The following is a 12846-nucleotide window of genomic DNA, read 5'->3' on the forward strand; positions in this document are numbered from 1 at the left end:
ACACCCCCCCCCCGCGCTCCCCCGGGTGCGGGCCCGCCCCCACACCCGCCCCCCCGCCCGTGCGCGCGGGGGGCCCCCCCCGCAAACCCCCGGCCCCCCCCCACACGGGACGTAGCAGGTGTCAGTCCTTGATCTCGCAGATCACCGCACCGGAGGTGAGCGACGCGCCCACCTCGGCGGAGAGGCCCTTGATGGTGCCGGAACGGTGCGCGTTCAGCGGCTGCTCCATCTTCATGGCCTCCAGGACGACGACCAGGTCACCCTCGTTGACCTGCTGGCCCTCCTCGACCGCGACCTTCACGATGGTGCCCTGCATCGGGGACGCGAGGGTGTCACCGGAGGCAGCGGGGCCGGACTTCTTGGCCGCGCGGCGCTTCGGCTTGGCGCCGCCGGCGGCGGCGGTGCGGGCAAGGGTCATGCCCAGCGACGACGGCAGGGAGACCTCCAGGCGCTTGCCGCCGACCTCGACCACCACGGTCTCGCGGCCGGGCTCGTCCTCCACCTCGGCGTCCGCCGGGACCGCGAACGGCTTGATCTCGTTGACGAACTCGGTCTCGATCCACCGGGTGTGGACGGTGAACGGCTTGCCGTCCTCCGGGGCGAAGGCCGGGTCGGCCACCGCCGCACGGTGGAACGGGATGGCCGTGGCCATGCCCTCGACCTGGAACTCCGCCAGCGCGCGCCGGGCGCGCTGAAGGGCCTGCTCACGGGTGGCGCCGGTGACGATCAGCTTGGCCAGCAGCGAGTCCCAGGCGGGGCCGATGACACTGCCGGACTCGACGCCCGCGTCCAGCCGGACACCAGGGCCGGTCGGCGGCGCGAAGGTGGTGACGGTGCCCGGTGCCGGGAGGAAGTTGCGGCCCGGGTCCTCACCGTTGATACGGAACTCGAAGGAGTGACCGCGCAGCTTCGGGTCGTCGTAGCCGAGTGCCTCGCCGTCGGCGATCCGGAACATCTCACGGACCAGGTCGATACCGGTGACCTCTTCGGTGACCGGGTGTTCCACCTGGAGACGGGTGTTGACCTCGAGGAAGGAGATCGTGCCGTCCATGCCGACGAGGAATTCGACGGTGCCCGCGCCGACGTAGCCGGCTTCCTTGAGGATGGCCTTGGACGCGCGGTACAGCTCGGCGTTCTGCTCGTCCGTCAGGAACGGCGCGGGGGCCTCTTCGACGAGCTTCTGGTGGCGGCGCTGGAGGGAGCAGTCACGGGTGGAGACGACCACCACGTTGCCGTGCTGGTCGGCCAGGCACTGGGTCTCGACGTGGCGCGGCTTGTCGAGGTAGCGCTCGACGAAGCACTCGCCGCGGCCGAAGGCCGCCACGGCCTCGCGCACGGCGGAGTCGTACAGCTCCGGGACCTCTTCCAGGGTGCGGGCGACCTTGAGGCCGCGCCCGCCACCGCCGAAGGCGGCCTTGATGGCGATAGGGAGGCCGTGCTCCTGGGCGAACGCGACGACCTCGTCGGCGCCCGAGACCGGGTCCGGGGTGCCGGCGACCAGCGGGGCACCGGCGCGCTGCGCGATATGCCGGGCGGCGACCTTGTCACCCAGGTCGCGGATCGCCTGCGGCGGCGGGCCGATCCAGGTCAGCCCCGCGTCCAGCACCGCCTGGGCGAACTCGGCGTTCTCGGAGAGGAAGCCGTATCCGGGGTGGATGGCGTCGGCGCCCGAATCGGCTGCGGCCTTCAGGACCTTGCCCATGTCCAGATAGCTGGCCGCCGGGGTGTCACCGCCCAGGGCGAATGCCTCGTCGGCCGCGCGGACGTGCAGTGCGTCACGGTCCGGATCGGCGTAGACGGCTACGCTCGCGATCCCGGCGTCCCGGCATGCACGGGCGACGCGGACAGCGATCTCGCCTCGGTTGGCGATGAGCACCTTGCGCACGATGGCTCCCTCCTTGCTGTGTGGTCCGGGGGGATGCCACCCCCGGTCTGCGGCTACCTACGCCGCGGGCCGGACCCCGTCCGGGGTCCTCCCGGCCGGAGTGGTCGGCGGGTCACCGCGCCGAAGACTTCGCTCAAACACGCTGAGTTTAGGGACTACCGACACGGGCTTTCGACCCGTTCCCACTCGTGAGCTTGCCCACACGGAGGGTGATCCGGGACATACCCGTACCGTGAAACCCCTTGTCGCACCACGGTACGCCTGCTTCCTGTCGTGCAGCGTAGCCCTCCTGTGTGGCCTAGGTCTCTGACCAAGGATTAAGCCGCGCGGCTTGATTCTTTGTGGAGTCCCTACGAATGGGCGAATGATTCTTTGCCTGTGCTCTGGCCCTTGTCCGTGGGTTTACCCGTTAGTAGCGTTCGCCCTGACATTCGTACTACTGGTAACAGACCGCTGGGAACTGTGGGGTGGGCGCCGTGGCGCGCAGACTGGTGGCCGTCGTGGCCGCTCTCGTGCTCTTCCTCGAGGCCGTGGGGATCGTGATCATCAACGGCATCATGGCCACCTTCGTGGGGAAGCAGAACATGTCACTCGATGGCATGGACCCCAGCCACATGGTCACCGCCACCTGGGTGATGGGCGGCGTCTTCGGTCTCTTCCTGGCCGCGTGCGGGCTGCTGCTGCTGATCGCCGGCATCAGGGACCGTGCGCCGGGCCGCTTCGGGCGCGTCCTGCTGATCGTCTGCGCCGTGATGCACGGCGTCGTCGGCGCGGTGACCGTGGGTCTGATCGGCTGGCACGCCTTCACGTTCATGATGGCGGTGCTGGGTCTGATCGTGCTGGCGCTGGTCGTGTACGGGTCGGGGGCGCCGGGCACACCGGAGGAGTCCGGCGACGCCGCGCCGACCGGCACCCCGGAGGGCCCGGCGACCGCTCAGGGCGGCGCGGCCCCCGCGTAGGCCGGGAGCGGACCGGCGTGGGCCCTGCCGGGGTGGGTGCTCAGACCCAGAGGTCCGTGATCCCGATCCCGAGCTCGCCGAGCAGTCGTCGCAGCAGCGGCAGCGACAGCCCGATGACATTGCCGTAGTCGCCCTCGATGGAGTCCACGAACGCCGATGAGCGCCCGTCCAGGGTGAACGCTCCCGCGACCCGCAGCGGTTCGCCGCTCGCCACGTACGCGGCGATCTCCGCGTCCGTCGGGTCGCCGAAGTTCACCACGGTGGACGCTGTCGCCGACGCACGCTGCCCGGTGGCGTTGTCGATCACACAGTGCCCGGTCCGCAGCACGCCCGCCCTGCCGCGCATGGCCTTCCAGCGCGCGGTGGCCTCCTCGGCGTCGGCGGGCTTGCCGAGTGCCTCGCCGTCCAGGTCCAGCACCGAGTCGCAGCCGATGACCAGGGCCCCGGAGGCCTCCTCCCGGTCGGCCACGGCGGCGGCCTTCGCCTCTGCGAGCAGCAGCGCCAGCTCGGCGGGGCTCGGCGCGCTCAGGGCCTCCTCGTCGACCCCGCTGACGACCACCTCGGGGCTGAGGCCCGCCTGGCGGAGCAGCCCGAGACGGGCGGGGGACGCTGAGGCGAGGACGAGGCGGCGACGCTGCTGATCGGTCATGCGGGCCATCGTAGGGCGCCGGGCGTGTCGCGGTGGCGGGAAGGGGCGTCGGATGCGTGCCGACGCGTTCCGACTGTGTAGAGGCCCCCGACGGGACTCAGCGCAGGCCCACCACGATCATGCCGATGATCATCACCAGCGCCAGCAGCACACCAGCCCGGCGCAACATCGCCTCCATGTCGCGCAGCTCCTGGGGCGGTTCGTCCTTCGGGTCTGACCAGAGCATGGCTCCATCGTGCGGCCCCGGCGCGCACCGGCGCCTGAGTACGCGTACTCAACTGCCGGAGAGCCGCTCGACCACCGGCAGGCCCCGGTGCCGGGCCCATTCCGGCGCCAGAATCGACATCACCGTCGCGTCCACCCGCTCGCCCTCCCACAGCAGCGCGTCACGCAGCACGCCCTCGGCGACGAACCCGGCCTTCTCGTAGGCGCGGCGTGCCCGCGGGTTGAAGGCGTAGACCTCCAGCGAGACGCGGTGCAGCCCCAGTTCCTCGAAGCCGTAGCCGACGATCAGCCGGGTCGCCTCCGTCCCCAGCCCCTTCCCGTACGTACCGGGCACAAGGCAGATACGGAAGTTGCAGCTCTCGTTGCCCTGGTCCCACAGATTGAGCACCACCTCGCCGACGACGTTCCCCGTCGCCCGGTCGACCACGGCGAGGTCCAGCCGGTCGTCCTGTTCGCCGCGCGTGGCGTACCACTTCCGCAGCCGTGCCTCGTCGGGCCCGTCGTCGGCGGCGTGGTTGCCGGTGAGCCGGGACGCCTCCGGGTCATGGAACATCGGCAGCAGGGCGGGCAGGTCGTCCGCCGTGACCGGGCGGAGCAGCACCCGTGTCCCGCTCAGCGTGGGCTTGGTGTGGAAATCGGGTATCGGCTCGGCGAGCACGGGGGCGGGGGCAGGAGCGGGGTCGGTCATGGACGCATTGTGTCCGGCCGACCCCGTCCGCGTCGTTCGGATTTCGAACGGGTGCTCAGGCGGGCCAGAACGTACGCGTCCACGCCCGCGGTCCCGGCCGGCGCGCCCGGGCCCGGGCGATCCTGGCCGGATCCGACCATTCCTCGGGCACCCTCGGCGCGCCGGACGCGGCCGAAGCCGTCGCCGCGGCGCGCGCCTGGACCACCGCCAGTGCGGCGGCCAGCTCCTCGGGGGTCGGGTTGCCCCGTACGACCTTGATCACAGCGGCTCCTTTCGGGTGTGCCGGGCCTAGAGGGGGATGTTCCCGTGCTTCTTCGGGGGAAGGCTTTCCCGCTTCGTCCGGAGCTGACGCAGCCCCCTCACGATCTGCGCCCGGGTGTCGGACGGCATGATCACCGCGTCGATGTAGCCGCGCTCGGCCGCGGTGTACGGGTTGAGCAGCGTGTCCTCGTAGTCCTGGATCAGCTCGGCGCGCACCTGCTCCACATCGTCGCCGGCCGCCGCGATCGTGCGGCGGTGCAGGATGTTCACCGCGCCCTGCGCGCCCATGACGGCGATCTGCGCGGTCGGCCAGGCCAGGTTGAGGTCGGCACCCAGGTGCTTGGAGCCCATCACGTCGTACGCGCCACCGAAGGCCTTCCGCGTGATCACGGTGATCAGCGGGACGGTCGCCTCGGCGTAGGCGTAGATCAGCTTGGCGCCGCGCCGGATGATGCCGTGGTACTCCTGGTCGACACCCGGCAGGAAGCCGGGCACGTCCACGAAGGTCACCACCGGGATGTTGAACGCGTCGCAGGTGCGCACGAAACGCGCGGCCTTCTCGCTCGCGTCGATGTTGAGGCAGCCCGCGAACTGCATCGGCTGGTTGGCCACGATGCCGATCGGGAAGCCCTCGACCCGGCCGAAGCCGGTGACGATGTTCGGCGCGAACATCGCCTGGGTCTCCAGGAACTCCCCGTCGTCCAGCACGTGCTCGATGACGGTGTGGATGTCATACGGCTGGTTGGCGCTGTCCGGGATCAGCGTGTCCAGCTCGCGGTCCTCGTCGGTGAGGTCGAGGACGGCCTCCTCCGGGAAGGCGGGCGGCTCGGAGAGGTTGTTCGACGGCAGGTACGAGAGCAGGGACTTGACGTACTCGATCGCCTCCTTCTCGTCGCCCGACATGTGGTGCGCGACACCGGAGGTGGTGTTGTGTGTACGGGCGCCGCCGAGCTCCTCGAAGCCGACGTCCTCACCGGTGACCGTCTTGATGACGTCCGGGCCGGTGATGAACATATGAGAAGTCTGGTCGACCATCACCGTGAAGTCCGTGATGGCCGGGGAGTACACCGCGCCGCCCGCGCAGGGGCCGACGACCAGTGAGATCTGCGGGATCACACCGGAGGCGTGCGTGTTGCGGCGGAAGATCTCGCCGTACATACCGAGGGCCATCACGCCCTCCTGGATACGGGCGCCACCGGAGTCGTTGATGCCGACCACCGGACAGCCGGTCTTCAGTGCGAAGTCCATCACCTTGACGATCTTCTGGCCGTACACCTCGCCCAGCGCCCCGCCGAAGACCGTGAAGTCCTGCGAGAACACGGCCACCGGACGCCCGTCCACCGTGCCGTAGCCGGTGACGACACCGTCTCCGTACGGACGGGTCTTCTCCAGGCCGAAGTTGGTGGAGCGGTGCCGTGCGAGCTCGTCCAGCTCCACGAACGAACCCTCGTCGAGGAGGAGTTCGACCCGCTCACGGGCAGTCAGCTTGCCCTTGGCATGCTGCTTCTCGACGGCACGCGCGGAACCGGCGTGGGTCGCCTCGTGGACGCGGCGCTGGAAGTCTGCGAGCTTGCCAGCGGTGGTGTGGATGTCGATCTCTTGAGGCTCTGCCGGCTCGGACATCGCGCTGCGGCTCCCTGGCTGGTCATGGGGGTGACGGGGTACGGGGGTGGTGTCGGGCTACTGGCTCGTAGCGTATCGGCGCGGCTACGGCGGCGCAGTGCGGCGTTTGCCACACCGCGCTGAGCTTGCGCGAGTGACGGGACGCGTTGTGGTGGGGGCCGTGTGTGACGCCCCGGGGCTCGTCAGGGGGAGCCGAAGAGCGGTCCGCCCGCACGGGCTCGTGGCTTTGCTCCCGGTTCTCTCCGCTCTCCTCGGCTCTCGGGTCTCCTCGGGTCTCCTCACGCTGGCTCTCCCGGACCCGTATTGGCCTTCCCGGCCTCGAACGAGCCAAGCTGTGCCGTATGACCCCTCCCCCTCCCGCGGCATCCGAAGGCCGCTGGTCGAATCTCGACCGGCCCCCGCTCAACGCGACGGCGCTGCGCCGTGCCCTGCTGCGCCCCGGTGGGCTGTGGACCTCCCTCGATGTGGTCGACTCCACCGGATCCACCAACTCCGACCTGGCTGCCCGGGCTGCCGGGCTGGCGGAAGGCGCGGTGCTGGTCGCCGAGGAGCAGACCGCTGGCCGTGGCCGTCTCGACCGGAGCTGGACGGCGCCCGCGCGCTCCGGGCTCTTCCTGTCCGTACTGCTCAAGCCGGACGTGCCCGTCGCCCGCTGGGGCTGGCTGCCGCTGCTCACCGGTGTCGCCGCCGCGACGGGCCTTGCCAAGGCGGCGGGCACGGACTTCGCCCTCAAGTGGCCGAACGACCTGCTGGTGCGGGTCGGCGGCGAGGAGCGCAAGACCGGAGGAATCCTCGCCGAGCGTGTCGGTGACGACGGCGTCGTGATCGGTATCGGCATCAACGTCACCCTGAGTGACGATGAGCTGCCCGTGCCGGGGGCGGGCTCGCTCGCCCTCGCCGACGCGATCTCGACCGACCGCGACCCCTTGCTGCGGGCGCTGCTGCGTTCCCTGGAGGACTGGTACGGGAAATGGCGCGCGGCCAATGGCGATCCGCACCTGTCCCGACTCCAGGAGACATACGCGGCGGGCTGTTCCACGCTCGGTCTGCGGGTCCGGGTCGAACTGCCCGGGGACCGCACTCTGATCGGCGAGGCCGTCGCCATAGACGGGGACGGACGCCTGGTCGTGACCACTCCGGACGGTGAGGACCACCCCATTGGGGCGGGCGACATCGTGCACCTGCGGCCGGGCGGCTGAACGAGGTGAGCGACCCGGACGTGAGCTAGGGCACACCTGCCGTATCGTTGAGGCGCGCCGGTGGGTTCGCGATGTGCGCGGACCCGGCACGGCATGACAGATCGGCAGGGCAGTGCGCAGGGAACGGGCAGGAGGCGGCCGGTGACCGTCGACGACACGACTTCCGGTTCCGGCGCGGGCGCCTCCGGGCCTTCCGGGCCTTCCGGGGGATCGGGTCCCGCTGGTTCCGGCGCTTCCGGCGCCTCCGGTGCGTCCGGTGGGTCGCGCAGTGGCTCCGCCGGAAGCGGTGGGGGCGGGCGCAAGCAGCAGTCGTCCGACTCGGTCTACCCGACTCCGCACCACGAGGTCGACCACACAGCCGAGCCCACCAAGGATCCCCTCGCCATCCGGCTCGAACAGCTGATCCTCGGCGCCGACCGCCGCTACACCCCTTTCCAGGCCGCCAGGACCGCCGGCGTGTCCATGGACCTCGCCTCCCGTTTCTGGCGGGCCATGGGCTTCGCCGACATCGGCCAGGCCAAGGCCCTCACCGAGGCCGATGTGCTCGCCCTGCGCCGACTGGCCGGTCTCGTCGAGGCGGGCCTGCTGAGCGAGCCGATGGCGGTGCAGGTGGCCCGGTCCACCGGGCAGACCACGGCGCGGCTGGCCGAGTGGCAGATCGACTCGTTCCTGGAGGGCCTGACCGAGCCCCCGGAGCCGGGAATGACCCGCACCGAGGTCACGTATCCGCTGGTCGAGCTGCTGCTGCCGGAGCTCGAGGAGTTCCTCGTCTACGTATGGCGGCGCCAGCTCGCCGCCGCCACCGGCCGGGTCGTGCAGGCCGGCGACGACGAGGAGATGGTGGACCGCAGGCTCGCGGTCGGCTTCGCGGATCTCGTGGGCTTCACCCGGCTGACCCGGCGCCTTGAGGAAGAGGAGCTCGGCGAGCTGGTGGAGTCGTTCGAGACCACCTGCGCCGATCTGGTGGCCGCGCACGGCGGACGGCTGATCAAGACCCTCGGTGACGAGGTGCTCTACGCCGCGGATGACGCGGGCACGGCGGCGGAGATCGCCATGCGGCTGGTGGAGACGATGGCGAACGACGAGACGATGCCCGCGCTGCGGGTCGGGATCGCCTTCGGGACGGTCACCACGCGGATGGGCGACGTGTTCGGTACGACGGTGAACCTGGCCAGCAGGCTCACCTCGATAGCCCCGAGGGACGCCGTCCTGGTGGACGGGGCGTTCGCCGAGGAGCTCGCCCGTACCGGCGACGCGCCGGTCTCCGAGGCCAAGGCCGCTGAGGAGGCGGCCATGGCCGAGAAGGAAGGCGCGAGCGACGCGGACGGCACGGCAGGCCCGCAGGGCGAGGGGGCGGCGCCGTCGCCGAAGTACCGCTTCGCGATGCAGCCCATGTGGCAGCGGCCGGTGCGTGGACTCGGAGTGGTCGAACCCTGGCTGCTGACGAGGCGGGGCACCTAATATCACCTCCCGGTGAACCATCGTTAACATCGTCGTCAACCGGGAGGCTTTGATCATGTCCGAGCAGCGCTTCGGGGAGTTCGTCGCCGTACGCCGCCATGAGGATGGCCATGTCGCGGAGCTGGTACTCGACCGGCCCAAAGCGATGAACGCCGTCTCCACCGACATGGCGCACTCGATCGGCGCGGCCTGTGACGCGCTCACGGCGGACTCCTCGGTGCGGGTGACCGTGCTGACCTCGTCGAACGACAGGGCCTTCTGTGTCGGCGCCGACCTCAAGGAGCGCAATTCCTTCACGGACGCCGAGCTCGTGCGGCAGCGGCCGACGGCCCGCGCCGCCTACACCGGTGTGCTGGAGCTGCCGATGCCGACCATCGCCGCCGTGCACGGCTTCGCCCTCGGCGGCGGTTTCGAGCTGGCGCTCGCCTGCGATGTCATCGTGGCCGACCGCACCGCGGTCGTGGGACTGCCGGAGGTGTCGGTCGGTGTTATCCCGGGCGGCGGCGGTACGCAACTGCTGCCGCGCCGGGTGGGCGCGGCACGGGCCGCGGAGCTGGTGTTCACCGCGCGGCGAGTGGAAGCGGCCGAGGCGCGGGAGTTGGGCCTCGTGGACGAGCTCGCCGATGACGACGACGCTCGCGGGGCCGCGATGGAGCTCGCCGCGCGGATCGCGGCGAACTCTCCGGTCGGCCTGCGCGCGGCCAAGCGGGCGATGCGCCTCGGACACGGTCTGGACCTGCGCGCGGGGCTTGAGGTCGAGGACGCGGCGTGGCGCTCGGTCGCGTTCTCCGGGGACCGCGCGGAAGGTGTCGCGGCGTTCAACGAGAAGCGCACGCCGCGGTGGCCCGGGGAGTGAACTGAGCCGGGAGTACCCCGGAGGGTGAAATCATCCCTGATGTCCGAAGGACCCTAAGCTGGGGTGATGGGTGAGGATGTGCGGCTGCGAGCCGTGGTGGCGCTCGCACAATCGATGGCCGCCGCGCACACTCCGCGCGAGTCGTGGCGCGCGGCGGCCATCGGCGCGTGCGAGGCGCTGGACGGGAGTTTCGCCGCGCTGTCGGTCTGGGAGCGGGACCGGGGTCGGCTGAGGGTGCTCGTCAACGCGGGGGACCGGGCGCCGGACGAGGAGGAGTTCCCGGAGGGCGAGACCTACCCCGTACACCGCTTCCCCGAGATCACCGAGTTCCTGCACGAGCAGTGGGCCGGGGGCGGGGCCCCGCGGGCCTGGGTCGAGACGGCGGAGGGGAACGGGGCCGACGCTCCGGGTGGACGCGGGTACAGCCACCACCGGGTCGACGCGCTCCGCCGGCGTGGGCGGGGCTGCTGCGTGGTCGCGCCGATCGTGCTGCACGGGCGGGCCTGGGGCGAGTTGTATGTGGCCAGGGCCGCTGAGCGACCGGTGTTCGACCGGGACGACGCCGACTTCGCGACCGTCCTGGCCTCTGTGGTGGCTGCCGGGATCGCCCAGCAGGAGCGCCTGGAAGAGGTGCGCCGCCTCGCGTTCACCGACCCGCTGACGGGTCTGGCGAACCGGCGTGCCGTGGACGTACGCCTGGACGCGGCGATCGAGCGGTACCGGGCGGATCGTTCCGTGGTCTCACTGGTCGTCTGCGATCTCAACGGCCTCAAGCGGGTCAACGACACGCTCGGCCATGCCACGGGGGACCGGCTGCTCGAACGCTTCGGCTCGGTGCTCTCGCTGTGCGGGGCGATGCTGCCTGGCGCGCTGGCCGCGCGGCTGGGCGGCGACGAGTTCTGTCTGCTGACGGTGGGTCATCCGGCGGACGATGTGGTGCGGGTGGCCGAGGAGCTCTGCGAGCGGGCGGGAGAGCTGAAGCTGGGCGAAGGGGTGGCCTGCGGGGTCGCGTCGACCGGCGACCCGATCGGCCCGGTCCGTTCGGCCCGCCGGCTCTTCCGCCTCGCGGACGCGGCCCAGTACCGGGCGAAGGCGGCCCGTTCGCGGAGCCCGGTGGTGGCGGGGCGCGATGACACCGTCCTCCCGCTCGCCGATACGCCGCCTGCCACTTCGCAGGACCGGCGCCGCTTCCGTGACGCGCCCCAGTGAGGACCGCGTGAAGGTCCGCGCGGCTGTGAGGAGCACGGCCGGAAGACCGGGACGAGGGCCGCGAGGAGGACTGCCAGGAGACCGCGAGGTGTCCTCCGGAACGGGTGGTGACAGAGACAGATTCAGTCCGTAGGGTGCTGAATATGGATATGCACACTGTCGCGGTGGGGACGTCCGGGACCACCGTCGAGGATGTCATCGCCGTCGCCCGCGGAAACGCGCGCGTCGAGCTCACCGACGACGCGCGCACGGCGCTCGCCGCCGCCCGCCAGGTCGTCGACGCGCTGGCCGCGAAGCCCGAGCCCGTCTACGGGGTGTCCACCGGCTTCGGCGCGCTCGCCACCCGCCACATCGGCCACGACCTGCGCACCCAGCTCCAGCGCAACATCGTGCGCTCCCACGCCGCCGGCATGGGCCCGCGCGTCGAGCGCGAGGTCGTGCGGGCGCTGATGTTCCTGCGGCTGAAGACCGTGGCGTCCGGCCGTACCGGCGTACGCCCCGAGGTCGCCCAGACCATGGCCGATGTGCTCAACGCGGGGATCACCCCCGTCGTCCACGAGTACGGCTCCCTCGGCTGCTCCGGCGACCTCGCCCCGCTCTCGCACTGCGCACTGGCCCTGATGGGCGAGGGCGACGCGGAGGGCCCCGACGGCACCGTACGCCCGGCGGGCGAACTGCTCGCCGCGCACGGCATCAAGCCCGTCGAGCTGCACGAGAAGGAAGGCCTGGCCCTCCTGAACGGCACCGACGGCATGCTCGGCATGCTGATCATGGCCCTCGCGGATCTGAAGCGGCTCTACACCTCCGCCGACATCACCGCGGCTCTCAGCCTCGAAGCCCTGCTCGGCACCGCGAAGGTACTCGCCCCCGAGCTGCACGCCATCCGCCCCCACCCCGGGCAGGCGGCAGCCGCCGCCAACATGCGGGCCGTGCTGGAGGGTTCCGAGCTCACCGGCCACTTCCAGGAGGAAGAGGCTCCCCGCGTCCAGGACGCCTACTCGGTACGCTGCGCCCCGCAGGTCGCCGGAGCGGGCCGGGACACCCTCGCCCACGCGCTGCTCGTCGCCGAGCGCGAACTCGCCGCCGCCGTGGACAATCCGGTGGTGCTCGTCGACGGCACCGGGGCGGGGGAAGGCCGGGTCGAGTCCAACGGCAACTTCCACGGCGCGCCGGTCGCGTACGTGCTCGACTTCCTCGCCATCGCCGCCGCCGACCTCGGCTCCATCGCCGAACGCCGCACCGACCGGCTCCTCGACAAGAACCGCTCACACGGCCTGCCGCCCTTCCTCGCCGACGACGCCGGTGTCGACTCGGGCCTGATGATCGCCCAGTACACCCAGGCCGCCCTGGTCAGCGAGATGAAGCGGCTCGCCGTGCCGGCATCCGCCGACTCCATCCCCTCCTCCGCCATGCAGGAGGACCATGTCTCGATGGGCTGGTCCGCCGCCCGCAAGCTGCGTACCGCCGTCGACAACCTCACCAGGATCATCGCCATAGAGCTCTACGCCGCGACCCGCGCGATCGAGCTGCGCCGCAGCCTGAGCCCGGCTCCCGCATCCCGGGCGGCTATCGCCGCCCTGCGCGGCGCCGGCGTCGAAGGCCCTGGCCCGGACCGCTTCCTGGCACCCGAACTGGCCGCCACCGAGGCGTTCGTCAAGGACGGCGCACTGCTGGCGGCGGTCGAGCCGGTGACAGGACCGCTGGCCTGACCCCGGCCGCCGTCAGCGGCGCGGTCACTCACAACCGGTCACGCCCCTGCGGCCCCGGGGCGGGGTCGCCCCCGCCCCCGCCCCGGGGGCCGTGCCCGTGTACCCGCTCCGCACACCCGGGG

The 12846-nt window shown here is 71.4% G+C and carries 12 protein-coding genes; 6 read left to right on the top strand and 6 right to left on the bottom strand.

What is annotated here, in order from left to right; translation table 11 throughout:
* Positions 1-121: 121 nt before the first annotated feature.
* Complete coding sequence (locus ACFWI9_RS28105; RefSeq protein WP_387166201.1) at positions 122-1885, bottom strand: acetyl/propionyl/methylcrotonyl-CoA carboxylase subunit alpha; 1764 nt, start codon at positions 1883-1885, stop codon at positions 122-124.
* A 467-nt stretch (positions 1886-2352) separates the two neighbouring features.
* Here ACFWI9_RS28105 and ACFWI9_RS28110 point away from each other — a divergent pair, with 467 nt between their 5' ends.
* Positions 2353-2844 (top strand): hypothetical protein, encoded by a 492-nt coding sequence (locus ACFWI9_RS28110; RefSeq protein ID WP_387166203.1) that lies wholly within the window; start codon positions 2353-2355, stop codon positions 2842-2844.
* Positions 2845-2884: 40 nt separating this feature from the next.
* Here the strand turns inward: ACFWI9_RS28110 and ACFWI9_RS28115 are convergent, their stop codons facing one another.
* The 5 genes from ACFWI9_RS28115 to ACFWI9_RS28135 form a co-directional block, all read right to left on the bottom strand.
* The gene (locus ACFWI9_RS28115; RefSeq protein ID WP_387166205.1) at positions 2885-3502 is read right to left on the bottom strand and encodes a Maf family protein; all 618 of its coding nucleotides are present in this window, start codon (positions 3500-3502) and stop codon (positions 2885-2887) included.
* Positions 3503-3590: 88 nt separating this feature from the next.
* Positions 3591-3719, bottom strand: a complete 129-nt coding sequence (gene mmpB, locus ACFWI9_RS28120; protein WP_387166207.1) for a morphogenic membrane protein MmpB — start codon at positions 3717-3719, stop codon at positions 3591-3593.
* A 48-nt stretch (positions 3720-3767) separates the two neighbouring features.
* On the bottom strand, positions 3768-4406 hold the full coding sequence (locus ACFWI9_RS28125; RefSeq protein ID WP_387166209.1) for a GNAT family N-acetyltransferase: 639 nt from the start codon (positions 4404-4406) through the stop codon (positions 3768-3770).
* Between the two features lie 55 nt (positions 4407-4461).
* Positions 4462-4668, bottom strand: a complete 207-nt coding sequence (locus tag ACFWI9_RS28130; RefSeq protein ID WP_387166211.1) for an acyl-CoA carboxylase epsilon subunit — start codon at positions 4666-4668, stop codon at positions 4462-4464.
* A gap of 26 nt (positions 4669-4694) precedes the next feature.
* Positions 4695-6290, bottom strand: coding sequence for an acyl-CoA carboxylase subunit beta (locus ACFWI9_RS28135; protein ID WP_387166213.1), 1596 nt, complete (start codon positions 6288-6290; stop codon positions 4695-4697).
* 341 nt (positions 6291-6631) lie between these two features.
* Here ACFWI9_RS28135 and ACFWI9_RS28140 point away from each other — a divergent pair, with 341 nt between their 5' ends.
* From ACFWI9_RS28140 to hutH, 5 genes are all read left to right on the top strand, one after another.
* Positions 6632-7489, top strand: a complete 858-nt coding sequence (locus tag ACFWI9_RS28140) for a biotin--[acetyl-CoA-carboxylase] ligase (protein WP_387166215.1) — start codon at positions 6632-6634, stop codon at positions 7487-7489.
* Between the two features lie 141 nt (positions 7490-7630).
* Positions 7631-8950 (top strand): adenylate/guanylate cyclase domain-containing protein, encoded by a 1320-nt coding sequence (locus ACFWI9_RS28145; RefSeq protein WP_387166217.1) that lies wholly within the window; start codon positions 7631-7633, stop codon positions 8948-8950.
* 55 nt (positions 8951-9005) lie between these two features.
* Positions 9006-9806 carry an enoyl-CoA hydratase/isomerase family protein gene (locus tag ACFWI9_RS28150; RefSeq protein WP_387166219.1) on the top strand — a complete coding sequence of 267 codons (801 nt, stop codon included), beginning with the start codon at positions 9006-9008 and terminating at the stop codon, positions 9804-9806.
* A gap of 66 nt (positions 9807-9872) precedes the next feature.
* Entirely contained in the window at positions 9873-11015 is a 1143-nt protein-coding gene (locus ACFWI9_RS28155) for a diguanylate cyclase domain-containing protein (RefSeq protein ID WP_387166221.1), read from the top strand.
* 149 nt (positions 11016-11164) lie between these two features.
* Complete coding sequence (gene hutH, locus ACFWI9_RS28160; protein WP_387166229.1) at positions 11165-12724, top strand: histidine ammonia-lyase; 1560 nt, start codon at positions 11165-11167, stop codon at positions 12722-12724.
* Positions 12725-12846: the final 122 nt, after the last annotated feature.

The sequence above is a fragment of the Streptomyces sp. NPDC127084 genome (assembly GCF_042724175.1).
GTDB lineage: Bacteria > Actinomycetota > Actinomycetes > Streptomycetales > Streptomycetaceae > Streptomyces.